This is a genomic window from Salinisphaera sp. (assembly GCF_002729955.1).
Lineage (GTDB): Bacteria > Pseudomonadota > Gammaproteobacteria > Nevskiales > Salinisphaeraceae > Salinisphaera.
Genome location: NZ_PBYA01000004.1, coordinates 44,840 through 68,524 on the forward strand (window position 1 = coordinate 44,840; position 23,685 = coordinate 68,524).

The 23,685-nt window shown below is 65.3% G+C and carries 20 protein-coding genes; 15 read left to right on the plus strand and 5 right to left on the minus strand.

Going from position 1 to position 23,685, the window contains the following annotated elements; translation table 11 throughout:
* Window positions 1–105: 105 nt before the first annotated feature.
* Window positions 106–885, plus strand: coding sequence for an SHOCT domain-containing protein (locus CMN27_RS00855; protein ID WP_293623506.1), 780 nt, complete (start codon window positions 106–108; stop codon window positions 883–885).
* Window positions 886–940: 55 nt separating this feature from the next.
* Here CMN27_RS00855 and CMN27_RS00860 read toward each other — a convergent pair whose 3' ends face one another.
* The gene (locus CMN27_RS00860; RefSeq protein ID WP_293623507.1) at window positions 941–1,591 is read right to left on the minus strand and encodes a hypothetical protein; all 651 of its coding nucleotides are present in this window, start codon (window positions 1,589–1,591) and stop codon (window positions 941–943) included.
* 104 nt (window positions 1,592–1,695) lie between these two features.
* On the opposite strand from CMN27_RS00860, the gene CMN27_RS00865 reads away from it, so the two are divergent.
* The 10 genes from CMN27_RS00865 to CMN27_RS00910 all read left to right on the plus strand — a co-directional run bounded on the left by CMN27_RS00865 (window position 1,696) and on the right by CMN27_RS00910 (window position 14,224).
* Window positions 1,696–2,601, plus strand: coding sequence for a 2-dehydropantoate 2-reductase (locus tag CMN27_RS00865; protein ID WP_293623508.1), 906 nt, complete (start codon window positions 1,696–1,698; stop codon window positions 2,599–2,601).
* Window positions 2,602–2,629: 28 nt separating this feature from the next.
* Window positions 2,630–4,168, plus strand: coding sequence for a GGDEF domain-containing protein (locus CMN27_RS00870; protein ID WP_293623509.1), 1,539 nt, complete (start codon window positions 2,630–2,632; stop codon window positions 4,166–4,168).
* A gap of 782 nt (window positions 4,169–4,950) precedes the next feature.
* The gene (locus tag CMN27_RS00875) at window positions 4,951–6,759 is read left to right on the plus strand and encodes a PAS domain-containing methyl-accepting chemotaxis protein (RefSeq protein ID WP_293623510.1); all 1,809 of its coding nucleotides are present in this window, start codon (window positions 4,951–4,953) and stop codon (window positions 6,757–6,759) included.
* A gap of 107 nt (window positions 6,760–6,866) precedes the next feature.
* On the plus strand, window positions 6,867–7,763 hold the full coding sequence (locus tag CMN27_RS00880) for an EamA family transporter (RefSeq protein WP_293623511.1): 897 nt from the start codon (window positions 6,867–6,869) through the stop codon (window positions 7,761–7,763).
* A gap of 232 nt (window positions 7,764–7,995) precedes the next feature.
* Window positions 7,996–8,949 carry a MoxR family ATPase gene (locus CMN27_RS00885; RefSeq protein ID WP_293623512.1) on the plus strand — a complete coding sequence of 318 codons (954 nt, stop codon included), beginning with the start codon at window positions 7,996–7,998 and terminating at the stop codon, window positions 8,947–8,949.
* A 2-nt stretch (window positions 8,950–8,951) separates the two neighbouring features.
* Window positions 8,952–10,436: a VWA domain-containing protein gene (locus CMN27_RS00890; protein WP_293623513.1), complete on the plus strand. Its 1,485-nt coding sequence runs from the start codon at window positions 8,952–8,954 to the stop codon at window positions 10,434–10,436.
* A 125-nt stretch (window positions 10,437–10,561) separates the two neighbouring features.
* A complete protein-coding gene (locus tag CMN27_RS00895; protein ID WP_293623514.1) occupies window positions 10,562–11,701 on the plus strand; it encodes a GGDEF domain-containing protein in 1,140 nt (379 codons plus the stop codon).
* A gap of 70 nt (window positions 11,702–11,771) precedes the next feature.
* On the plus strand, window positions 11,772–13,202 hold the full coding sequence (locus CMN27_RS00900; protein WP_293623515.1) for an MATE family efflux transporter: 1,431 nt from the start codon (window positions 11,772–11,774) through the stop codon (window positions 13,200–13,202).
* A gap of 29 nt (window positions 13,203–13,231) precedes the next feature.
* Window positions 13,232–13,447 (plus strand): TIGR02450 family Trp-rich protein, encoded by a 216-nt coding sequence (locus CMN27_RS00905; RefSeq protein WP_293623516.1) that lies wholly within the window; start codon window positions 13,232–13,234, stop codon window positions 13,445–13,447.
* Window positions 13,448–13,504: 57 nt separating this feature from the next.
* The gene (locus CMN27_RS00910) at window positions 13,505–14,224 is read left to right on the plus strand and encodes an alpha/beta fold hydrolase (RefSeq protein WP_293623517.1); all 720 of its coding nucleotides are present in this window, start codon (window positions 13,505–13,507) and stop codon (window positions 14,222–14,224) included.
* Window positions 14,225–14,262: 38 nt separating this feature from the next.
* Here CMN27_RS00910 and CMN27_RS00915 read toward each other — a convergent pair whose 3' ends face one another.
* From CMN27_RS00915 to CMN27_RS00925, 3 genes are all read right to left on the minus strand, one after another.
* Complete coding sequence (locus tag CMN27_RS00915) at window positions 14,263–14,718, minus strand: hypothetical protein (protein ID WP_293623518.1); 456 nt, start codon at window positions 14,716–14,718, stop codon at window positions 14,263–14,265.
* A 110-nt stretch (window positions 14,719–14,828) separates the two neighbouring features.
* Window positions 14,829–15,689, minus strand: a complete 861-nt coding sequence (locus tag CMN27_RS00920) for a BPSS1780 family membrane protein (protein ID WP_293623519.1) — start codon at window positions 15,687–15,689, stop codon at window positions 14,829–14,831.
* A gap of 97 nt (window positions 15,690–15,786) precedes the next feature.
* Window positions 15,787–16,587: a helix-turn-helix transcriptional regulator gene (locus CMN27_RS00925; protein WP_293623520.1), complete on the minus strand. Its 801-nt coding sequence runs from the start codon at window positions 16,585–16,587 to the stop codon at window positions 15,787–15,789.
* A gap of 233 nt (window positions 16,588–16,820) precedes the next feature.
* Here CMN27_RS00925 and CMN27_RS00930 point away from each other — a divergent pair, with 233 nt between their 5' ends.
* Together CMN27_RS00930 and CMN27_RS00935 are read left to right on the plus strand one after the other, a co-directional pair.
* Window positions 16,821–18,161: an APC family permease gene (locus CMN27_RS00930; protein WP_293623521.1), complete on the plus strand. Its 1,341-nt coding sequence runs from the start codon at window positions 16,821–16,823 to the stop codon at window positions 18,159–18,161.
* 18 nt (window positions 18,162–18,179) lie between these two features.
* A complete protein-coding gene (locus tag CMN27_RS00935) occupies window positions 18,180–19,115 on the plus strand; it encodes a carbon-nitrogen hydrolase family protein (RefSeq protein ID WP_293623522.1) in 936 nt (311 codons plus the stop codon).
* A 25-nt stretch (window positions 19,116–19,140) separates the two neighbouring features.
* On the opposite strand, the gene CMN27_RS00940 is transcribed toward CMN27_RS00935, so the two are convergent.
* Window positions 19,141–19,743 (minus strand): cysteine hydrolase family protein, encoded by a 603-nt coding sequence (locus CMN27_RS00940; RefSeq protein ID WP_293623523.1) that lies wholly within the window; start codon window positions 19,741–19,743, stop codon window positions 19,141–19,143.
* A gap of 116 nt (window positions 19,744–19,859) precedes the next feature.
* On the opposite strand from CMN27_RS00940, the gene CMN27_RS00945 reads away from it, so the two are divergent.
* Window positions 19,860–20,729 (plus strand): LysR family transcriptional regulator, encoded by an 870-nt coding sequence (locus CMN27_RS00945; RefSeq protein WP_293623524.1) that lies wholly within the window; start codon window positions 19,860–19,862, stop codon window positions 20,727–20,729.
* Window positions 20,730–21,249: 520 nt separating this feature from the next.
* Window positions 21,250–23,427: a methyl-accepting chemotaxis protein gene (locus tag CMN27_RS00950; protein WP_293623525.1), complete on the plus strand. Its 2,178-nt coding sequence runs from the start codon at window positions 21,250–21,252 to the stop codon at window positions 23,425–23,427.
* The last annotated feature ends 258 nt before the right edge of the window (window positions 23,428–23,685 follow it).

Below are 23,685 nucleotides of genomic sequence, written 5' to 3' on the forward strand. Positions count from 1 at the left end.
CGCGCTCCGGCGCTTTCTGCGTCTTTCAGGCTACGCGCTGCTACGGATAGGCGCCCTGTCTGGCCCGACATAGACTCGAACTCCAACTGGTCGGAGTGATATGTCATGGCGAGCACTACCTCTACGCGCGAAACGCGGATCGAAGATCTGGCAGAGCGCTACGGCTTCAGCACCGAGGCAGCCCACGTTCTGAACGTGGCCGTCGCTCAGGGGCACGGCAACATGGCCAGCTTCAATCACCCCGAACTCGGCGGGGCCGGCCAGTGGATGCGCGGCGGCCTGCTGATGATCGAGGACAGCTTCAACCATGAACTCAAGGGCCGGCTGGACGCGCTTTGTCATGCCCTGGGCGAGCGCGTGGAAGCCCCGCGGCCGTACGAGCCGGCCAGCCAGCGCCAGTCCGCAGGCACGGCCGCCGGGGAAGTGCTCGCCCAGACCATGGCCTCGAACAGCGGGGCCTGGTGGCCGCAAGCGCTTGGCCAGCCGAACGCCACCGGTCAACAGAACGACTTGTGCTACGCCTATTTCGCAGGCCCGCAACGGCTGGCGATACGCATCGGCGAGCGCATGAATATTCATGACACCGGCGATCACCGTATTACCGGCATCGCCCAGCAACAGGGCAACAGCCTGTTGAACCTGAGCTTTACCAGCCAGCACGGCCCCGTCCCGCTGGCCAGCCTGCCAGTGGTCGAACGCTACCCCGCCGACGAAGCCGGCCACGCCGACCGCAGGACCGAGTCCGCGGCACAGGCCGCTTCAGGGCAACGCGAAGACACGAGCATTTTCGATGCCATCGAGCGTCTGGGCGACCTCAAATCCAAGGGCCTGCTCAGCGAAGAAGAATTCGCGGCCAAGAAACGAGAACTGCTGGCTCGCCTGTAATAGGAAGGCCGGCCGCGGCCCTGTTATTGCCCCGGCACCAGAACAGCTGACGACGTCAGCTGGCCGCCTCGCGGATGGCGTCGAAATCATCGGCCAGCTGGGTGCGCACCAGCGCCGCGATCAGGCGCACGAACTCGGCCTGGGACACTTGCCGGGACAACGCCTCGGCGTCGTCGCCCAGGCCCAGCTTGCCGGCCGCCTTCAAGGTGGCCTTGTCGGCAAAGGGGTAGAACTCGGGCCAGGCCGCCTGTACTTCACGCAGGAATATCGAGGCGCCGACCGGGCCGATCCCCTTGAATGCGGTCAGTCTGTCGATCGCCTTATCGGTATCGCCATCGGCTGCCGCGCGCAGGCGGCGCAGGTCCCCGTCGTAGGTTGATCGCAGCGTGTCGTTGAAGTCCACGAGCTGGGTCGCGGTCTTCTCGTCAACGCGCGCATAGCCGGCGCCGTTCAACACTTCAACCCGCTGCGACCAGGTACTCGCCGCCAGCTTGTCCGGCGTGGTCCAGCCGGCGTCGGCCATCGCCCGTGCGGCCCGCATGGCGATATCGGCCTGCACCGGCGCGCTGGTGAGCATCGCGAGACACAGCAAACGAAACAACGGCGACGGCGTATTGCGCTCGATATCGATACCCAGCTCGTCGGCGAAGGTCTGCCCGTGCCGCTCCAGCAGAGCCGACACGATGGGGGAGCCGGTTTCGCTCATGACAGTCTCGCGGGGTCTGCAAATAAGTCGCCGCATTGTCGCAAACAAAGCCGCGCTTTCGTTGGCGCCATAATGGGCGCCTTCAGTCTGCCGAGGAACCGGCCATGTCCGACCCCGCCGCCCCGCACTGGTTTCTTGCCGGCGCAGGCCATATCGGCACGCTTGTCGCTTGCTATCTACAACGCGCCGGCCACCGCGTGAGCGTCTTGCGTGCGAGCGCCCGCGCGCCCATCGAAGCGAGCCTGCATTTCCATGGGAGCGGGCGCCGCCAGCACATCAGCCTGCCCGTGCACACGCCGGCCACGCTGGCCGCCCCGATCGAACATCTGATCGTGGCCTGCAAGACGCCGTATACCGCCAAAGCGCTGGCCGGCTGCCCGCTTGCGGCGGATGCCACCGTGCTGCGGCTGCAGAACGGCATCGGCAGCCTGGACGGGCTGCTGGCCCCCACCACCCGCCTGATCGAGACGGTCACCACGAACGCGGTCACCGGCACGGCAACCGTGCACGAGGTGGTGGCCGAAAATCAGAGCTGGATGGGCGACAGCGGGCCAAGACCCACCTGGTTCGACGCCCTCACGGCCGCCTGGCCGGGGCTGGTCTGGACCGAGGATATACGCAGCGCGCAGTGGCGAAAGCTCGTGGCCAATGCCGCCATCAACCCGCTGACCGCGCTTCACGACGTGGACAATGGCGCTCTGCTCGACGATGCGGGGCTGCATGCCCATATGCAGCGCGTGGTCACCGAGGCCGATACGCTGCTGACCGCGCTCGACGCCGGCTGGCCGGGCCATTCGCTTGCCATGGTGGAAGCGGTTGCCCGCGCCACCGCGGCCAACACGTCCTCGATGCGGGCCGACCTGCAGCGGGGCGCGGCAACCGAAATCGATGCGATCAACGGCTGGCTGGTGGCACAGGGCGCCCGTCTGGGCATGGACATGCCGGTCAACGCTGAGCTGGCCGAACGGGTTCGCGCTGCGCATAAAGTTTCCCACGCGAGCCGCCGATAGCCCGTACCCGGGAAGAGGTTGAACCCCTATGGACATCACGATCGAAAACCAGCTGCGCCTGTGCCCCACGCTGCCGACCATTTCCAGCGTGGCACTACGCATCATCAAGGTCGGCCGCAATCCGGATATCGATCTGGCGGAAGTCGCCAGCCTGTTATCCAACGATCCGGCGCTGGCCACCAAAACGCTGCGCATGGCGAATTCGCCGTTGTATATGCGTGGCCGGCAGGCGCGCAATCTGCACCAGGCGGTCACCGTGCTCGGGCTCAACGCCACGGTCAGCGTAGCCCTGAGTTTTTCGTTGAGCACCTCGCTGCGCAACGCCAAGACCGCGGGCATCGATCTCGATCGCTACTGGCGGCGGGCACTGCTCTCGGCCCTGGCCGCGCGACTGCTTGGCGAATATAAAAAGATCTACGCGCCGGAAGAGCTCTTCCTCGCCGGCCTGTTGCAGGATCTGGGCATGCTCGCGCTCGACGCCGCCATGCCCGAGACCTACGGCCAGCTCAAGCATATCGTGCACAACCACGACACCCTGCCTGCCTATGAACGCGAGCTCGTCGGCACCGACCATTGCGAGGCCGGCGCCTGGCTGATGGAGGACTGGGGGCTGCCGGACTATCTGCCCCTGGCCACCCGCGCCAGCGACGATCTTTCCCGTGTCGACATTCCCGAAGACCTCGAAACATTCGTGGGCTGCGTGGCCGTATCCGGTCGGATTGCCGAAATCTATCTGGCCGAAGATACCCAGGCGGCGACCGCTGCCGCCGTTCACAGAGCCCGCTCCTGTCTGGGAATGGACCCCGATCAGCTCAGCGAGGTGCTCAGCCATATGGCCGATGCCCTGCCCGAGGTCGAGGCGCTGTTCGACATGACCGTGCTTTCGCCCCCGCAGGCCCTGGGCCTGACCGATCAGGCGCGCGAGCTGCTGGCCACCCGCAACCTGCAACTGCTGCGCTCCGCCACCGAGGTGCAGGACCGCGAACAGTCGTTTCGCCAGCAGGCCGATCGGCTCGACTACATCGCGCGCCAGGATGCGCTCACCGGCATCTTCAACCGCCGCCACTTCGACGAGGCGTTCGGCAGCCATTTTGCCCGCGCCAAGACCGAGGCTTATCCACTGAGCCTGGCCTATCTCGATCTCGATCATTTCAAGGCCATCAACGACCGCCATGGGCATCCCGTGGGGGACCGGATCCTGGCCGCAATCGCCAAGAGTATTCAGAAGCAGCTGCGCGAGAACGACCTGTTCGCCCGCTACGGCGGCGAAGAGTTCGTGCTGCTGCTGCCCGGCATGGATCAGGACGGCGCGAAGAAGATTCTGGCACGCCTGTGCGACGGTATCGCCGAACTCGCGCACCCGCTCGACAACGGCGAATCGCTGACCGTGACCCTTTCGGCCGGCATCGCGACCGTCCCCGGCGACGGCATTCATTCCTCGCGCCAACTGATGCAGGCGGCCGACGAGGCGCTCTATGCCGCCAAGCAGCGTGGGCGCAATCGCGTGGTGCTGGCCGACGCCACCACCCGCAAGGACGCCGACCACAGCGGCGGTCAGCCCGCCTAATCGATCCGGTAACGCGCCGGCACGACGCTCAGTTCATGCCGGAGCATTGGATCCGCCCGCACACCCCGAGAGCCGGCCCGCCCGGCTCTCGGGGCAGCGCTTTTCGTGGGCATCGTCAATCGTGCCCGCCCCGCGTCGTTCATTCCTGACTCGGCCCGATCCTTTACCCGCCGGGCGCAAGCACAGTCGGCTTTTCGCGCTTGAAAACGCGCGGGCGCGAACGCTGGAAGGTCGCGGCATAAAAGCTGTTCAGGAATCACGCTGCCCGGTGCCGGCTTTTAAGTTGATGGCGTTCAAATAGTCGAAACGGTCGACTGGTATGTCGCCGAATCGACCACGGCAGCTCGGCGTCGAAAACTCATTGCTGGCCTTCACGCCCCCTCATTGGCCGCTATGTGCATTTCGATGCAGCTCCCGAAGCACCGCCTGTAGCGGTTGCCGACGGACGGTACGCGGGCATCGGCTTCGCGCCTTTCGACGATACGTCTCAAGCCCCGCGGCGCCCTGCCGCATCATGCAGCTATCGCAGGCTGCGAATCGAACGATAAGCAACCTGCAATTCTGGCGCCTATTCGTTTTTTAGTTTGCAATGCAATAAAAACCCAACCAAACCAGTTTTATTTTCAAATAATTAGAGCACGCAAAACGCGTCAGCCCTTTGCAAAAAACGATTCGACCGCAATACCGCCGCTCAAGAATCGCAAAATGCCAGCCGTATTACCTCTTCATGCAGTGCAGTCGAAGCGCCCTGCACCTTTGGGAACAACTTGGAAGAGGGCCCTATGCGCCAGAATCTACCAGTGACATCGAACGAATACATCATCGGCGAGCAGGAGTATCTGATCTCGCAAACGGATCTCGATAGTCACATCGTCTTTGCCAACCCCGCATTCATCGAAGCCAGCGGCTTCACCTGGAACGAACTCGTGGGTGAGCCGCATAACCTAATTCGCCACCCCGACATGCCGCCCGAGGCATTTGCCAACTTCTGGGAGACGATACGGGCCGGCAAGACCTGGACCGGCATCGTCAAGAACCGGCGCAAGAACGGCGACCACTACTGGGTGCACGCAACGGTGATGCCTATCATCCAGCAGGGCCGCTCCATGGGCTACGCATCGGTACGGCGCGGCGCCACGGAAGAGGAAAAACGCCAGGCCGAGCGCGTCTACGGGCGGCTGCGCAACGGCGAAAAGCCACGCGCGCACCTGGTCAACGGCGTCATTCACGAGCATTCGGTCAAGGCCCGACTTTCGCGTCTACGCAACGTCTCGTTCGCCGCGCGCCTGGCGCTCATGACGGTCGTCGGCGTGGCCGGCATCATCGCGATGGGTGCGTTGTGCGCGCAGGAGCTGCAAATGCTGCATGCGATCACGCTCCAGCTGGGGCAGGAAAGCGAGGCCGCGCTGACCGCCGCCGGCGTCGCCATACCGGAGAGCATCACGCAGCTGGAGTCTCGCACCGAGACGATGTTCGATCGCATGATGCTGACCATGGCTTCGGTCGCCGGTGTGTTTGGCGTTGTGCTGCTTGTCTGGGGCATCCTGCTCGGCCGGCGCATCATGCAGCCGCTCAAGGAAGCCCTCGCACTCAGCCGCCAGATCGCGGCGGGCAACCTCACCGCCGAAGTCGAAACCCGCCGGAACGACGAAGTGGGCCGGCTCATGGCCTCTCTCAACGTAATGCGCTGCAGCCTGGTAAGGATCGTGCAGGACGTAAAGAACGGGATCGGCGTCGTGGCACCGGCCACGGCCGAGATCGCGGCGGGCAACGCCGATCTGTCCAATCGTACCGAAGAACAGGCGGCCGCCCTCGAACAGACCGCCAGCAGCATGGAAGAGATCACTGCCAACGTCAGCCAGAGCGCACAGAGCGCGCAGTCGGCGTCGGGCCTCGCCCAGCAGGCCGCGGATACCGCCGAACGCGGCGGTCAGGAAATCGACGGCGTGGTCGACACCATGACCCAGATCGCCGAATCCTCGACCCAGATCCATGGCATCGTGGGCATGATCGACGATATCGCCTTCCAGACCAATCTGTTGGCGCTCAACGCGGCGGTGGAAGCCGCTCGCGCCGGCGAACACGGGCGAGGCTTCGCGGTGGTCGCCGACGAGGTACGTACGCTCTCCAGCCGTACGGCCAAGTCGGCACGCGAAATCAAGAGCCTGATCGAAGCCTCGAGCACCCGCGTGGAAACCGGCAGCGCCCAGGTGGGCCGCACCCGCGACACCATGCAGGGCATCGTGGATTCGATCCGCGAAGTCAGCGCGATGATGCAGCAGGTGTCGCTGGCGGCCGAGGAACAGCGCAGCGGCATCCAGGAGATCGGCGTCGCGGTTTCCCGCATGGATCAGATGACCCAGCAGAACGCCGCCCTGGTCGAGCAATCGGCGGCGTCGGCACAGTCGGTCAGCAGCCAGGCGAGCGAGCTCGGGCGCAGCGTCGATATCTTCCGTATCGACCACAGCCCGATGGTGGCGCAAAGCGTCGGCGCGCCCCAGCCTGCCACCGCGCCCCGGCGGCCGGCGTCGGCCCCCGCGCAGCGCCCCCGCCACGCCGAAGCACAGCCGAGCGAGGCGGCCCTGGCCTGATCGAACAGCGGCGCGCTCTCTTCGAAGCGCGCCGCAGGCCGTCGGCTGAACTGACAACCGATACGCGGCGCGTCACACTGCGCCGCGCATTCCAGCAGAGGTTGTCGATGTTACTCAGCCGTTCCTTTGCCCTGTCGCGTCTGTTGCCGATCGGCCTGTTGCTGGTCGCCATGGCCTGTATCCAGGGCGGTGCATCGCTGGCCACCGTTCTCTTTCCGGCCGTCGGCCCGGCCGCGGCGACATCGCTGCGACTGATGATGGCCGCCGCCCTGCTGTGGGTCGTATTCCGCCCCTGGCGCTGGCGCGTGGCACGCCGCGACTGGGGCAATCTGGCGACCTACGGCATCGCCCTTGGCACGATGAATTTCCTGCTCTATCAGGCCATCGACCATATCCCGCTCGGCATCGCGGTTGCGCTCGAATTCACCGGCCCGCTGGGCGTGGCCCTGTGGTCGTCGAAAAGCCGGCTCGATCTGCTCTGGGTGGCGATCGCGGTGATCGGCCTGGGCATATTGCTGAGCCTCAATCACGACAACGACGCGAGCACGATCGATTTATACGGGGTGGTCTGTGCCCTGGGCGCGGGCGGCTGCTGGGCGGCCTATATCCTGTTCGGCCAGAAGGCCGGCGCCGTCAACGGCATGCAGAGTGCGGTGTGGGACATCACGATTGCCGCGATCGTGATCGCACCCATCGGCCTGGTCGATATTGCCATCGAAGCGGTCGATACCCGGTTGTTGGCGATCGCCCTTGGCGTGGCCATCCTCGCGACCGCGCTGCCCTACACCCTGGAAATGATCGCCCTGCCCCGCCTGCCCACCCAAACCTTCGGCACGCTCATGAGCCTGGAACCGGCGTTCGGCGCGCTCTCCGGGCTGCTGTTCCTGGGCCAGGCGCTCGGACTGCTGCAATGGCTGGCGATCGGCGCGATCATCATCGCCTCGGTCGGTACTACGCTCACTGCGGGTCGCAAAGAAACGGTAAATACGCCTTACCCCGATTGAGTCCCCCTTTCGAAAACAAAGGGCCCTCGGGCGCGGTCGGCGTGGCATGCGACCCATGGCGCGAGACTCACGCAGGTTGCCTGAGAAGCCATCGGCTCAACCTCATCCCGCCAAGTCTCGGCATCGAGAATTATCCCGCGTTGGTGCCGACGAGGAATCCGACAACGCGCTGATGCCCGAGCCTTACATCGCTATGATGGCCGCCTGCCTGTGTTTTTCCCTCGGAGCCGTCGTGGCCGACTCGCCTGTTTACTCGCCTGCCGACATTCTCACCGGCGTTGATGCCGTCAGCGACGCGCTCGCTGCACACGGCTATATCGGCTCGAACCGGATCGCGACCGTGGTCTATCTGGCCGCGCAGCTGCAAAAGCCGGTACTCGTGGAGGGCCCGCCCGGCGTAGGCAAGACCGAGCTGGCCAAGACCGTGGCCGCCATGCTCGAACTGCCGTTGATTCGTCTGCAGTGCTACGAAGGCCTGGACGAGGCCAAGGCGCTCTACGAATGGAAATACGGCAAGCAGCTGCTCTATATCCAGGTGCTCAAGGACAAGATCGACGATGCACTGGGCGGTGCCCGCGGGCTGCGCGAGTCGGTGGCCCAGCTGCACCGCTATGACGATATCTTCTTCTCCGAGGAATTCCTGGAAGCCCGTCCCCTGCTCAAGGCCCTGCGCGAGCCGGGCGGCAGCGTGCTGCTGCTCGACGAAATCGACAAGTCCGACGAGGAATTCGAAGCCCTGCTGCTGGAAATGCTCTCGGACTATCAGGTCACCGTGCCCGAGATCGGCACCATTGCCGCCGCCGGCACGCCGCCCATCGTGTTCTTGACCTCCAACAACACCCGCGACGTATCCGACGCGCTCAAGCGCCGCTGCCTGCATCTGTATATCCCCTTCCCCGAGCCCGCACTGGAACAACAGATCGTCGCAACCCGGGTCCCGAAAGTTGCCGCGGCGCTGCGCCGCCAGCTGGTCGCCTTCGTGCAGAGCCTGCGCGCGCTGGAGCTGCGCAAGACGCCAGCGATCAGCGAAACCATCGATTGGGCACGTACGCTGTTGCTGCTCAACGTCGACTCGCTGGACGAGGCCTGGGTACGCGACACCCTCAATGTGCTGCTCAAGTTCGAGGACGATGTCGAGGCGGTCGAAGCGCAGCTGCCCACGCTCATGCGCCAAGTGGTCGATTAGCCATGCAACGCGCGCTCACCGACTTCGTACGCGCCCTGCGCGCGGCCGATGTGCGCGTGTCGCCGGCGGAAACACTGGATGCGTTTCGCGCCGTCGAGTTGATCGGCTGGCGCGAGCGCAGCCAGCTCAAGCACGCCTTGGCCGCGGTGCTGGCGAAAAGCGCCGACGAAGCCGACGCCTTCGATGCCTGCTTCGAGCAGTTCTTTCGCTTCGACGCCTTCGGCGAGTCTGCCCCCGAAGCAAGTCACGACAAATCTTTGGAACAAGCCTCCACAGCCAACGAACCATCCGCAGCGCCCGGCGAAGGTCAGGGTGGCGGGGGCGCGGGCGGCAGTGGCGGCAACACGCCGGATGCTCCCGATACGGCCGCCGACGAAGAAAGCTCGGCCGAAGCCGGCGCGCCGGGGCGGTCTGTCGCTGGCGCCCGGTCGCCGCTGGGCCGCCAGCTCATGGCCAACGACCGCAATGCCCTGGCCATGGCCATCTCGCAGGCCGCCCGCGCCCACGGCCTGGAAGATATCAAGGTATTCACCCAGCAAGGCCTGTATACCCGCCGGATTCTCGACAGCATGGGCCGCGGCCCGCTGATGGACGAAATTCTGGCCGGCGAGGCCGCCGCCGGCGAAAGCGAGCGCGCGCTCGCCGCGGAGCTGCGCCGGCGCTACGAGCGGCTGCGTATTCGCGTACGCGACCATGTCGAAGACCAGTTTTTGCTGCATGCCGATGCCCAGGGCGAACGACTGCGCGAGCAGCTGCTCTATCGCGCCCGGCTGGCCGCGATCTCGCGCCGCGACGATGCGCTCATGCGCCGGGCGATCGAACGCATGGCGCGCCAGCTCACCGCCGCGCACTCGCGCAAACGCCGCGTAAAGCAGCGCGGCAAACTCGATGTACCCCGAACACTTCGGCGCAACATGCGCTACGACGGCACGCTCATCGAACTGGCCTGGCGCTCCAGGCAGGTCGAGCGGCCGCGGGTGTTCGCGATCTGCGATGTCTCCGGCTCGGTCGCGCTGTATGCCCGCTTCATGCTCATGTTCCTCTACAGCCTGGGCGACGTGCTGCCCAAGGTGCGGGCCTTTGCCTTCTGTTCCGATCTGGGCGAGGTCACCGACCTTTTCCAGCAGCACGATCTGGACGAGGCGATGGCCCGCACCCTGGCCGAACATGGCCAGGGCAGCAGCGACTACGGCCACGCGCTGGCCGATTTCGAGCGCCTCGCGCTGGCCGACGTGGATCGGCGCTCGACCGTGCTCATCCTCGGCGACGCCCGCAACAACGAAGGCGAGGCCCGCACCGACCTGCTGCGCAAGATCTACGACCGTGCCCGGCGCGTGATCTGGCTCAACCCCGAGCCGCGGGTGGCCTGGGATACCGGCGATTCGGTCATGGGCCGCTATCGCGCGCACTGCCATCAGGTGAATGAATGCGGCTCGCTGGCCCAGCTCGAACGCGTGGTTTCGGATCTGCTGCGCCATGTGCACTGACCCGTTCGCGGCCGCAGGCGGGTCGCCCGGCAGGGCGGTTTGCGATATAACTCCCCCCGGGGGCAGGGTACGAGACGCAGGCCGTGATACCGAAACAGGCAGCCGATAACCAAAGCTGGCAGTCAATGTCGGGCGTGGCCGAAGACGTCGGCCTGCCTTCGGCGAATGCGCCCCATCGCCGGGCCGTGTTGCGCGCCCTGCTGTGGCTCACCATCGGCTGCGGCATCTTCTTTGCCAGCGTGAACATCACGGTCGGCAACCATCCGGTGGCCGCGGCCGAACTGGCGATGGCCGCCTATGCCGGCGTGCTGATGTATGTCGTGCGCCGGCCCGGTATCCATCTCGACCGCTGGATACTGGCCTACCTCATCCCTTTCTGTACCACCATGATGTTCGCCTGCTGGTATCGGCGCGCGGAGCCGACGGTCTTTGTCTGGCCGATCCTGATCCCGGTGATTTCCTATCTGCTGCTCGGCCGGCGGGGCGGCTTCTGGTTCACCCTGGTCTTTCTGTGTATTTCACTGGCGATTTTCGTGGTCAAGATCTCGGAAACCGGCCAAATCTATGCGATCGCGGCGATCGCGAACGTGTTGCTCTGCGCGGCCTGCATCTTCGGGCTGTCCCATGCCTATGAAGTCACCCGCGAACAGGCCGAGGCCCGCCTGCGCGCGCTCGCACTGCGCGATCCACTCACCGGGCTGTGCAACCGCGCCGGGCTGTCGGAAGCCTTCCGGCTTCAATATGCCCAGGCCGCCCGCTACGGCACCTCATTGTCTGCCGTGCTGATCGACCTGGACCACTTCAAACGGATCAACGACAAATACGGCCACGAAACCGGGGACAAGGTTCTGATTTCGTTCGCGGAGTGTCTTACGAACACGCTGCGCGAAAGCGATCTGGCCTGTCGCCTGGGCGGCGAGGAATTCGCGCTCATGCTACCGCGTACCGGCCTTGCCGAAGCCCGACAGACCGCCGAGCGCCTGCGTAGCGCCATCGCGGCCGCGCGCTGCGAACACAACGGCCACGAGATATCGATCACCGCGACGCTGGGGGTCGCCGAACTCGACCCCGACAGCGACGACCTGCAAAGCCTGCTCGCCCGTGCCGACGAACGCCTCTATCGGGGCAAGAACGCCGGGCGCGACCGGGTGGTGGCGGCCGGAGCCAGCGGCTACCGCCCACACAACGCCATTGAACACGCCACCCTGGCGCCGCATCGCCGCAATAACGAGTGCGTGCGGCGATCGTCGCCGACCGTAGGCTAGAATCGCGGCCCCTGCGCTCGGATTGCAATCGAAGTGCAGGCCACGATTCGCACCGCCGGGATGGGCTGTTTTGTTCACGATCCGCCACGCCAGACTGCGCCGTATCGAAAGCACGCGCCTGATTCGTCTGGCGCTGCCAATCGTCGGCGCCCAGCTGGCCCAGGTCGGCATGGGCACGGTCGACGTGGCGATGACCGGCCATGCCAGTGCCACCGATCTGGCCGCGGTATCGATCGGTTCCAGCCTGTGGCTGCCGCTGGTGCTGTTCATGATCGGCACGCTCATGGGCCTGACGCCGATCGTGGCCCAGCACGTGGGTGCCCGGCGCTTCGGCGAGATCCGCCCCGCGGTGCATCAGGCGCTGTGGGTGGCGGCCGTGCTGGGGCTCGCCTGTGCGCTGGGTATCCGCATGCTGGCCACGCCGCTGTTCACGTTCATGTCGGTGCCCGACGATGTCTTTGCCCTGGCCATGCGTTATCTGGCCGGCGTGGCCTACGGCCTGCCGGCCATCGCGCTCTACGAAACGCTGCGTTTCTACTCCGACGGCATGGGCCATACCCGCGCCTCGCTGCAGTTCGCGCTGTTCGGCCTGGGCGTGAACGTGATCGCCAACTATGTGCTGATCTTCGGCGGCGACGGGCTGGTCGCGCTGTTCGGTGCGTTGGTGCCCGACACGCTGCAGGCAATCCCTGCGCGCGGCGCGGCCGGCTGCGGCATCGCCACCGCGATATCGATGTGGTCGATGTTTCTCGCCATGCTGCTCTATACCAGGCTGGCGCCGGCCTACCGCCGTGCCCGCTTCGGTGCGGCGTTTTCGTGGCCGGCGCTGGCGCCCATCGGCGAACTGCTGCGCGTTGGCCTGCCGGTGGGGGTGGCGATCTTTGCCGAGGTATCGCTGTTCACGCTCATCGCGCTATTTCTGGCCGGCTACGGCGAAATCGTGATCTCGGCGCATACCGTGGCTCTGAACTTCAGCTCGGTACTGTTCATGCTGCCGCTGTCGCTGGGCATGGCCCTGACCGTACGGGTGGGTCAGGCACTCGGGCGCGGCAAGCTGCGCCATGCCCGCTTCGTGGCTTTCAACGGCGTGGCCTGTGCGCTGGTGGCGGCATTCGTGATTGACGTGATTCTGGTCGTCGCCGGGCCGTTCGCGGTCTCGCTTTATACGAGCAACCCGGCCGTTCAGCATCTAGCGATCCAGCTGCTGGTGATCGCCACGCTCTATCAATTTTCGGATGCGCTGCAGGTGAGCATTGCCGGCGCGCTGCGCGGCTACAAGGACACCCGCATCATCATGGTGGTAACGCTGCTTTCGTACTGGGGCGTGGGCGTTGGACTGGGCAACCTGCTCGGGCGCGGCGTGAGCGGGGTATTCCAAGGCCTTGGCGTCTACGGCTACTGGATTGGCCTGATCGCCGGGCTGAGCGTGGCCGCGGCCCTGCTCGGCCGGCGCCTGCTGCATACCTCGCAGCTGAGTCGTTTTTCGGCCGCGGGGCCGTAACCGCCTCGTACGACATCTGGAGTGGGCCCATGAACCGAATCAACCCGAACAAGCTGCTGCACAGCAAGTGGACCGCGGCCGCGCCCGAAAACGGCGAAAAGCACTTCCTGGTGGTCGATCTGCTGCGCGACGACAACGATAACGTGGTTCAGGTCGTGCTCGAGGCGGTTCTTACCCGGCGTCGTATCACCCAGCCCTGGCGCAGGCTCAACAACGAGCAGACCTGGCGTTTCGGCTGGCAGTAGCGTCGTGTGTCGCCATACGCGTTGCCCGGCGGGGCCGAATGCCCGCATGATCGCCCCATGAACACGACAGAATTCCAGCGCCGCTACGGCCGGCGCATGGCCCCGCCGCCACGGCATCTTCTGCTGGGCGAACTGCTCACCCCGGTACGGCTGGCCCTGGACCCGGCTACCTACAAACGCCTGCCGCGCGATATCGACGGCGATGGCCACCCCGTTGTGCTGCTACCGGGGCTGGGTGCCGGGCCGGGCTCGATGGCATGGATTCGTCGGCACCTGCGCCGCTGCGGCTTTCGTACCTGGGACTGGGGCCAGGGCAAGAACCACGGCGATGTCGCCACGCTGGCGCCGCGCGTGGTCGAACGCCTGCGAACGCTGACCGAACGCCTGGAGGAACCGCTATCGCTGGTGGGCTGGAGCCTGGGTGGCTATATCGCCCGCGAGGTCACCCGCGAGCACCCGGAGCTCGTGCGCCGCGTGGTCACAATCGGCAGCCCGGTCGTGGGCGGGCCGAAATACACCAGCGTGAGCCACATCTACGAGCGCCGCGGCCTGTCGATGGACAGCTTGGAAACCGCCACGCTGGAACGCTATGCCACGCCGATCCAGCGCCCGGTCCGCGCGATCTACAGCGAGGCCGACGGCGTGGTGGCCTGGCAGGCCTGTATCGATCGCTCCAGCGACGATGTACGCCATATTCGCGTCACCGGCACGCATGTCGGCTTGGGTTTTTCGAAACAGGTGCTCGCAAAACTGCCCGCGCTTTTGAAAGACGACTAGCGCATCAGCATGCTGAGGGCGATGGCCGAGCGTTCGCCTCAGACCTTCACGTCCACGCTGTGGCCGGCCAGGCCCCGCCCCGACTCGACCAGAACCTGAGAGAGCTGGGTCTTGGCCACCTGCAGCAACGCCTGCGTACCGGCCACCCTCGAGCGTGCCGACTGAACGTCCGAGCTGTCGGCTGCCGCGCTGGCGGCAACGTCGCTCGACTCGCCCGCCTGCTGGGCATTGCTGCTCTGGGTCGCCTGAGTCTGTGCGACCTCGAGCGCCTGCATCTGCCAGCGCAACTGTTGTTCCAGCGCCTGGATCTGGGCTTGCAGACCGGCCACGCGGGACTTTTCTTCCACCTCGGCCGACTCGTCGGCGCTGGCCTTGGCCCGCGGTGGCGCCGTCGCAGGCTGGCCGCCCTGTTCCGACTGCGCCCGTGTATTGGCCGCCTGTGCCGATGAGGCAGGTGACGCGGCGTTGGCCGCACCGATCGCGAGCTCACTCATTGTTTTGCGCCTGACGGCACTGCTGATCCACAACGAGCTATCGACGGCAATAGCGATAACTTGAGTGCTTCATCGACTATTTTTTACGGGCGGCTTCACGGCTGTTTCGGCTAGAGAAAACGGCCCGTATCGGCCTCCAGCCCGTAGATATCGCGAAACGCCATGTAGGTCGTCATCCCCATGACGGCCAGAAAAAACAGCCCCGTCGCAAGTGCTGCGATACCGATCAACACGTACAGAAGCACCGCAACCAGGCCTGCCGTGAATGCGCCGACCATGCTGAAAAGCAGCAGGAACACGGCGACTGGAAGCACCGCAACTTCAAGGCCCACAAGGCCATACAGGGCAAACGCCCGCCAGTTGATCCAGACCCCGCGAAAGCTTTGTTTGAGCGCCTGTACCGGCCCGCTTTCACCAAAGAACACGAGCGCGGGCTGAAACCACACCGCGGAGAGATAGAAAAACGTTGCCAGCAAGAAAAACGTCACCATCACCGCCAGAAAACGCCCGCCCTGAGCGAATTCAACGGCGGATGCTGGCCCCGCCCCGGCCGATGCACCTGAATCGAACAGCGTGACCAGCAGGAAGAACACCACACCCGCCATGATCTGCAGGCCCACCTGGGCCGCCCCCGCGAGCAGCAGGGCCGTGGTGCGGTAGCGCAGCCCGATCAGCACATCGCCATAGGCGAAGGCATAGCCGTAGAGCACGCGATAAACCAGATACAAGAACCCGACGGAAAACACCGGCATGAGCAGGCCGTTAATCAAATCGCCGACATAGGGCAAGAAGCTGCAAACGACGGCGATAGCCAGACCGATGCCCATCAGCAGCAATACGGCAACGATCCAGCGTTCGGTATCAACCGACAACAGCTCGATACTTTCACGCCACCACTGCCAACCCCGGCGCGCACCGACCCGCTGCGCGGGCGTGATCCGGCATGCCGGCTCCAGCGACTCTTCCTGCATTCGTCTACCCCCAATCGGCCCCGGTCGACGAAACGATCACGCCGACAACCCCCGACCCGTTTTATATCAGAATCGGGCGCACGGCCGGGAAGCGCCTCTATTCGGACAGACCGGTCAGCAACGGCAGCAGCAGGGCGAACAGCTGGGCCTGCGACGACACCGCGCATTTCGCATAGAGCTGACGCCGGAAGACCTTCACCGTCTGGGCACTGATCCGCAACGCCCTGCCAATCGACTGCGAGGAATGCCCACGCAGGATATACAGGGCCACTTCGGCCTGACGTGGGCTCAGCTGCACATCGTGCTCGCGCGCCAGCGCGTGCTGCAGGCGCTGGCTCAGCGGTAGCGCCCGGGCGGGCGTGCCGAGGGTCGGCTGGTAGTCGCGCCAGTGGGTTTCCATCAAGGCGCTCAGCGTGGCTTCATCGCGTTTGAGGGCGTTGACCTCGCGCGGCAGAAAACGGGTGCCGCTGGAACGGTCCCGGCCCATGCAGGCGGTCAGCGTGATCAGCGGCGACAGGCGCGCGAAGATCGCGATTTCGTCGATGAGCGTGGTCTGACGGTAGTAGCTGCGGAAATACTCGCTGCGCCGGAATCGGTCGGGCGCGATATCGGCCAGGCGCTCGACGCCACTGGCCCGGCCCTGGCGGTGTTGCAGATAGAACGGATCGAGCAGATAGGCCCCTTCCAGATACTCGCTATCCATCGGTAGATAGACCACCGGATCCGTATATTCGCGATACAGGGCCTCGGGGCGCTGCTCGTCGCAGTAGGCAATCACGATCAGGTTGTCGAACGCGGCCAGCGTACGCAGCAGCGCGAGGAAACGGCTCATGAACTGCGGCGTGCCGAGCGCTCTTATCGCCTGGGCGGTGGCCGCTCGCGCTTGCTCATCACGCATGTGCGAACCGCGCCCGGCCGGCGCCGAAATACCCCCAAGGGGTTATATACGACGGTCGCGCCGCGCGGCTATCGTTTTTCCGGAACCTGGAATCGCGCTCTGGCGAACGGTGTCGACTACAGCACATCGCGCCTCGGGCCTGGTTTGGATTGGGGTTTTGCGCCAGGCGCAGCCCGGCCGGCGCCGCAAGCCGATGGCTTCGCTGCTGCGCCGCGTACGCGAGGATATTTGGCATGTCCGAAACCGATACGCAACTCGAACGCACGCTCACCCTCAAGGCCGTGGTGCTTTTCGGCCTGGCCTACATGACGCCGCTGATCGTGCTGGGCACCTTCGGCGTGGTCGCCGAAGCCACCCGCGGCGCCGTACCCACCGCCTATCTGCTGACCACCCTGGCGATGCTTTTCACCGCCTACAGCTACGGCATCATGTCGCGGCGCTTCCCGGCCTCGGGCTCGGCGTACACCTATGTCCGCAACGGCATCGACGATCGCGTGGGCTTCATGGTGGGCTGGGGCGTGCTGCTGGATTATTTCTTCCTGCCGATGGTCATCTGGCTGATCGGCGCCGCCTATCTGAACGCGCGCTTCCCGGAAGTCCCCAGCTGGGTGTTCCTGCTCGGCTTCATCGGCCTTACCACCGCCCTGAACGCCTACGGCATCAAACTCGCCGCCCGCGTGAACTCGCTGCTGATGGTGTTCCAGGTGCTGGTGGTTGCCTTTTTCGTGCTGCTGTCGCTACGCCATGTCTTCGCTGCCGACGGCGCCGAGGCGCTGCTGAGCACCACGCCCTTCTTCAACGATCAATCCAGCCTGTCGAGCATCGCCGCCGGGGCGGCCATCGCAGCCTATTCGTTTCTGGGCTTCGACGCGGTCACCACGCTCACCGAAGAAACCATCGCGCCGCGCCGCAACATACCGCGCGCCATCATGCTCACCGCGCTCATCGGCGGCGGCATTTATGTGGGCGTGGGCTATACCACCCAGCTGGTGCACCCGGGCGCGGTCTTCAACGACGCCGACTCGGCCGCCTTCGAAATCGCCCGCACGATCGGCGCCGACCTGTTCGGCGCGATCTTTCTGGCCGGCATGGTGCTGGCCCAGTTCACCTCGGGCATCGCTGCCCAGGCCAGCGCATCGCGACTGCTCTACGCCATGGGCCGCGACGCCGTGCTGCCGCGCCGGCTGTTCGGCAAGCTGCACCCGAACTTCCATACCCCGGTGTTCAATATCGTACTCACCGGTGCCATCGGCATTGTGGCGGTGTTCCTGGACGTGCTCTCGGCGGCCTCGTTCATCAATTTCGGGGCCTTTATTGCCTTCACCATGGTCAATGTGTCGGTGCTGTTCATGTACCGACGCGATCGCCCCACCCGCGATCGCTACGGCGTGATTCGTGGCCTGATCATTCCCGGCATCGGTGCCCTGGTGAACCTCGTACTGCTCACCCAACTCGACAGCCATGCGGTGGTGCTGGGACTGATCTGGCTGGCGCTGGGTCTCGCACAGTTGACCTATCTGACCCGCGGCTTCACCCGTGAGCCGCCGCAGGTCCAATTCGACGACGCAGAATAGCCCGCAGCGGAGCGACTGATGACGCGTTTTCTACCCGTGCTGGCCATCCAGGCGCCGGCCCAGGCCGCCCTGGCCAGCGACGACTACGACACCTTCGAGCAGGCACTGGCCGTCGAGCTGAGCGACTTCGGCCCCAATTTCGGCCCCGAGGCCGAGGCGACGCCGCGCCTGGTCTGCTACCCGGAAATGCATCTGTGCCCGAACGCCGGCACGCCCACGCAACGCCGCGCTCAGCTCGAGGCCGCGGCGGAGCCCATTGACGGCCCGCGCATGCGCGCGCTCGCCGATATCGCCCGCCGCCACCATATCTGGCTGCAGCCGGGCAGCCTGTGCGAACGCGGCGAGGACGGCCATCTCTACAACACCGCGCCGGTGTTCTCGCCGGCCGGCGAATGCGTGGCCGCCTATCGCAAGTGTTTTCCGTGGCGCCCGTTCGAGCCGTATCACCCCGGCTCGGCGTTCACCGTGTTCGATGTGCCCGGCGTCGGCCGCATCGGCCTGGCGATCTGCTACGACATCTGGTTTCCCGAAGTCTGTCGCCAGCTGGCCTGGATGGGGGCCGAGGTCATCATCAATCCGGTGGCCACCACGACCAGCGATCGTGCCCAGGAACAGGTCCTCATCCGCGCCAACGCCATCTTCAACCAGGTGTTCGTCGTCAGCGTCAATGCCAGCGCCCCTTCGGGCGTGGGCGAGAGTGCGATCATCGACCCGGAAGGCCGGGTGCGTTCGCAGCTCAGCGGCGCCAACGCCGGCACGCTCACCGACGTACTGAATCTGGACGAGGTCACGCGCGTTCGCCAATTCGGCACCGCCGGACTCAATCGGCTGTGGTCGCAGTGGCGCGAAGACGATCCGCCGCTCGAGCTGCCCGTCTACGAAGGCCGGCTGGACCCAAGCCGATGGGCTGGCCAGCCGGCGCGCGTGGAAACACCCCGACCACCGCGACGGTGATCGGAGGCGCCCCGGCCTGTCTGTTTCAGGCGGACACGATGGCCTCGGTCGTCGTCACCCGGGCAAAGATATCCGACAGGATCGCCATTTCCGCACGGTGAAGCTCGGCGGCAGCGATCGCGCCGCGACCGTCGGTGGCCGGCAGATCACGGGTGGTGACGGCATCCTCGGCGATCGTGACCGGGTAGCCGAGTTCGTGGCCCGCCCGCGCGGTGGTGGATATACAGACGTGGCTCATGAAACCGGCGAGCACGAGCTGCTGGATACCGGCGGCCTGCAAGCGGTCCTGCAGATCGGTACCGCCGAACGCGTTCGGCACATGCTTGACGATCACCGGCTCGTCGTCGGCCGCCGCCACCTCCGACATGATCGACACATATCGCCCCTCCGGGTCGAATACCGGCCCACCCGGCGCACCGTGGTGCACGAAGTGGATGATCGTGCCGCCGTTGTCGCGCCAGTGGGTGATCAGCCGGGCGACGTTATCCAGCGCCGGTGCCAGGCCCGACAGCGACAGGGCGCCGTCGCGATATTCTTCCTGGGCATCGATCACGATCAGGGCAGCGTTTTTCGGCGTGCCGAGGGGCAGCTCCGCGCCAGCGATCTGGAGCATGGTTTGTGCAGACATCATGTTTCTCCTGAATGGGGTGTGCACAGCATGCGCCTGCTAATTTGCAATTAAAATCGGAGAGTTTGCAGTCCTAATCTGCATAAACGCAGATCCACCATAGACCGAAAGCCAATATGAGCACGCTCGACTGGGAAGGCCTCAAGACCTTTGCGCTGGTATGCCGCGGCGGCACCATGAGCGCAGCCGCACGCGAACTCGGGGTCAACCAGACCACCGTGGCACGGCGCCTGCAGCGCCTCGAACAACAGCTGGGCCAGCCGTTACTGCGTCGGGACGGCCCCAACCTCCGGGCCACCGCCCATGCCGAAGCGTTGCTGGAAACCGCCCGTGCCATGGAAGACCGCCTCGCGGCCACGCTGACCGATGTACACACCCGGCCCGGCCGCCAGCCCGTATCCGGCCTGGTGCGCATAACCGGCGTAGACGGCGTGCTCGAACACGCCGTGGCACCGCGGATCAACACGTTGCTGACTCGGCATCCGGGGCTGCGCATCGACCTGATCGGCGGCAACCGCAACCTGCGTGTTGCCCAGCGCGAGGCCGATATCGCCCTGCGTCTGGCACGGCCGGCCGGCACCACCCTCGATGCCCGCCGCCTGGGCGACCTGGCCTACGGCATTTATGCCGCCGATGCGAAGGCCGATCCGCACCGGGCGCCGTGGGTCGATCTGGACGAAGCCTTTATCGACAAGCCGGAACAACAATGGCTGGCCGAGCGGTTCCCGGAGCGGCGCACCCTGCTGCGCGCCAACCGCGGCGGCATTATTGGCGAACTGGCCCTGGCAACCGGCGCCTGCTGTCTCATGCCACGCTGCATCGGCGATCGCACGCGCGGACTGGCCGCGCTTGATACCGAGGCCACCGGCCGCGAGCTCTGGCTGGTACGCCATCAGGACATGGCGCATCTGCCGCGCCTGCGGGTGGTGGCCGACTGGCTCGCCGACACGCTCTGCGATGGCCGCTGGGTGGTGCCGGCGCACTGAAAACGATTTCACGCCTGCACCGGATGGCGCGTGCCCGCCTCGTGGTTGCCGACGCACGCCACACCTCTCATGCCTACGGGACGATCCGGGCCGTTTTCATCCCCTGCCGGGCCCACCCCAGCAGCCCGGCTTACGGCAGGAGATACCATTCTTAAAAACTGCATTCAACACGCATTTTCTCTTCGAATGTCGAGCTAAAACCGATGTCTTGCCACCGGCAATTCAGCGACGAAAAGCAGAAGCGCTCTTCCTGCTTGTATCTAGCGCTCAAAGCCTCCTGCTCTGCTCTGAAAGGGGTTACCCGCCCAACCCCTAATTAAAGGCGCGGACTGATCCACCTGCGCCAATTTCGTCGTTTTATTGCAAATTTATGACAATGCCAACCATGCACAGCCTCTAAAACGCAGTTTTAAAGTTTGCCCCCGCCGTGTCGTTACTTTGGGAAAGACCCGGCGCATCGGCCTCAAGGCAAGCCGGATCCGATGACATCAGCATTCGTCTCATATTCGGGCCTTGCCGCATGAAACATTTCTCCTCGATCAAGCACTTCGTTGTACTGGCCGCCGGCGCCTGCATCCTGAGCGTGGTCGCTGCGCTGCTGATCTACAACTACGTGGCCACCACGCGTACCGGCGAGTTCGTGGAACAACATACCGGCGACCTGCTCGAGGGGGCCATCGACGAACGCCTGACTTCGTTGGCCGACGCCCAGGGCGAGCAGATCAACCGCAAGCTGGAACAGGCACTGGGCATCGCCCGTGATCTTGCCGCGGCAAGCGAGCTCGCGGCCGCCCCCGGCTCGCAGGACACGGCTTTCGAGTTCGGCCGGCCGGAGCTGTCGGCGCTGGTCCAACAGGCCGTGGCCAAGAACGACTTCCTGCTGGATGCCTTCATCGGCTGGGAGCCGAATGCCTTCGGCAGCGACGACGCCTATGTCGTACCCGAGAACAATACGCAGAGCTACGACGGCAGCGGCCGTTTCCGGCCGTGGGCATTCAAGAACGACCAGGGCGTGGCTGAAGTATCGGCTCTCGACATCACCGGCATGGAAAACCCGAAGATGCTGGAGTCCGGCATCCGGCGCGGCGAATACTATCTGTGCTCGAAGGAAACCGGACAGACCTGCGTGGTGGACCCGGCCATCTACGACTACAGCGGCAAGAGCGTGATGGTGGCGACCTTCAGCGTGCCGATCGTGGTCGATGGCGCGTTCAAGGGCGTGGCCGGCACCGATGTGTCGGTGGACTTCATCCAGACCCTGCTCACCCAGGCCAACCAGGGCCTCTATGAAGGCGCCGGGCGCATGGCCCTGGTTGCGCCGCTGGGTCGGCTGGTGGCCTACACCGGCGATGCCGCCCGACTTGGCCAACCCGCGGCCAGCGTCCTGGGCGAGGCAGGCCTCGAACAACTGGCCCAGGCCCGACAGAGCGGCCAGGCGCTCAGCGCCCGCTCGGCCAACGGCGAGATGATCGAATTCTATCGCCCGATCCAGATCGGCAACACCGACATGGTCTGGACGCTTGTCATGGAACTGCCGGTGGCGGCGGTCATGGCCGACCTGAACGTGCTGCAGGCCGACCTCGCCGAGCAGCGCACCACCGACACCTTCGGCATGATCCTCGTCAGTGCGCTGGTCGCCGTGCTCGGCCTGATCCTCATCTGGATGGTGGGCCGAAGCATTGCCCGACCGTTGAGTCAGCTCGCCGACCGCATGCGCGAAATCGCCAGCGGCGATGGCGATCTCACCCAGCGGCTGCCGGTGGCCGGGCGCAACGAGTTGGCCTCCGTGGCGACCCAGTTCAACGCCTTCGTCGACAAGATCGACCACGTGATGATCGACGTGCGCGACAGCAGCGAGAACGTGAAACTCGCCTCGGGGGAAATCTCCACCGGCAGCATGGATCTATCCCGCCGCACCGAGAACACGGCCGCCAACCTGGAGCAGTCGGCGGCGGCCATGGAAGAGCTCACCAGCACCGTTGCCAACTCGGCCGAATCCTCGCGCCATGCAGCGCGCCTGTCATCCGAGGCGGCCCAGGCCGCGGACGAAGGCAGCCAGTCGATGGCCGCCGTGGTCGATACCATGCGCGACATCAGCGGCTCGGCCCGCGAAATCGAAAAGATCATCGCGGTCATCGATTCCATCGCCTTCCAGACCAACCTGCTCGCCCTGAATGCCTCGGTGGAAGCCGCCCGCGCCGGCGAACAGGGCCGCGGCTTTGCCGTTGTCGCCCAGGAAGTACGCAACCTCGCCAATCGCAGCACCCAGGCCGCAGGCGAGATCAAGACGCTGATCAATACGTCGGTGGAAAAAACCACCAACGGCGAAGCCCTGGTCGAACAGGCCGGCGAACGAATCAAGTCCATCGTCGAGCAGGTCAATCGCGTGAACGGGCTCATCGGCGAGATCACCACCGCTGCCGAAGAACAGAACACAGCCATTCTCGAGGTCAATCAGGCTGTTTCCCAACTCGACGAAATGACCCAGCAGAACGCTGCCCTCGTGGAAGAATCCGCGGCCGCCTCCGATTCGCTCAGCCAGGAAGCCACCCGGCTGGCGCGCATCATCGGCGCGTTCAAGCTCAGCCAGCGACACGCCCAGGCCACCTCCCCAGGCCTGGCCCCAGGCGAAAACCCTGCAAGCGAGCACTGGGGCGATGCCGCAGACGCCCGCTCCACCCCGGCCTACGGCATCTGATCTTCGCCGCGTCGACGCAGGCGCGCCGACCGCGCCACGGCCAGGCACCCGGGCAGGCACGTTCTTCGGCTTGCCCTTCCCGAGGGCCCCGCGAAGGGCGAAACCTTTACGGCCATCCGCATGCCGCCAGGCACATGCCCGCCCGGGTGCACGCCAACCCTGCCGCGCTGTCTTTTGCAATCGGGCAAGCGCTGCAATACCTGAAGCCGATAACGGCTCACACGTCGAGTCCGGCGCGCGGCCGGTTCGACAGTTGAA

Coding starts and splice junctions, on each gene's coding strand:
- CMN27_RS00875 (WP_293623510.1), top strand. CDS start 4,951: ATGCGCCAGAATCTACCAGTGACATCGAACGAATACATCATCGGCGAG.
- CMN27_RS00915 (WP_293623518.1), bottom strand. CDS start 14,718: ATGAGTGAGCTCGCGATCGGTGCGGCCAACGCCGCGTCACCTGCCTCA.
- CMN27_RS00910 (WP_293623517.1), top strand. CDS start 13,505: ATGAACACGACAGAATTCCAGCGCCGCTACGGCCGGCGCATGGCCCCG.
- CMN27_RS00860 (WP_293623507.1), bottom strand. CDS start 1,591: ATGAGCGAAACCGGCTCCCCCATCGTGTCGGCTCTGCTGGAGCGGCAC.
- CMN27_RS00930 (WP_293623521.1), top strand. CDS start 16,821: ATGTCCGAAACCGATACGCAACTCGAACGCACGCTCACCCTCAAGGCC.
- CMN27_RS00895 (WP_293623514.1), top strand. CDS start 10,562: ATGTCGGGCGTGGCCGAAGACGTCGGCCTGCCTTCGGCGAATGCGCCC.
- CMN27_RS00865 (WP_293623508.1), top strand. CDS start 1,696: ATGTCCGACCCCGCCGCCCCGCACTGGTTTCTTGCCGGCGCAGGCCAT.
- CMN27_RS00935 (WP_293623522.1), top strand. CDS start 18,180: ATGACGCGTTTTCTACCCGTGCTGGCCATCCAGGCGCCGGCCCAGGCC.
- CMN27_RS00905 (WP_293623516.1), top strand. CDS start 13,232: ATGAACCGAATCAACCCGAACAAGCTGCTGCACAGCAAGTGGACCGCG.
- CMN27_RS00855 (WP_293623506.1), top strand. CDS start 106: ATGGCGAGCACTACCTCTACGCGCGAAACGCGGATCGAAGATCTGGCA.
- CMN27_RS00940 (WP_293623523.1), bottom strand. CDS start 19,743: ATGTCTGCACAAACCATGCTCCAGATCGCTGGCGCGGAGCTGCCCCTC.
- CMN27_RS00950 (WP_293623525.1), top strand. CDS start 21,250: ATGAAACATTTCTCCTCGATCAAGCACTTCGTTGTACTGGCCGCCGGC.
- CMN27_RS00925 (WP_293623520.1), bottom strand. CDS start 16,587: ATGCGTGATGAGCAAGCGCGAGCGGCCACCGCCCAGGCGATAAGAGCG.
- CMN27_RS00890 (WP_293623513.1), top strand. CDS start 8,952: ATGCAACGCGCGCTCACCGACTTCGTACGCGCCCTGCGCGCGGCCGAT.
- CMN27_RS00920 (WP_293623519.1), bottom strand. CDS start 15,689: ATGCAGGAAGAGTCGCTGGAGCCGGCATGCCGGATCACGCCCGCGCAG.
- CMN27_RS00870 (WP_293623509.1), top strand. CDS start 2,630: ATGGACATCACGATCGAAAACCAGCTGCGCCTGTGCCCCACGCTGCCG.
- CMN27_RS00880 (WP_293623511.1), top strand. CDS start 6,867: ATGTTACTCAGCCGTTCCTTTGCCCTGTCGCGTCTGTTGCCGATCGGC.
- CMN27_RS00945 (WP_293623524.1), top strand. CDS start 19,860: ATGAGCACGCTCGACTGGGAAGGCCTCAAGACCTTTGCGCTGGTATGC.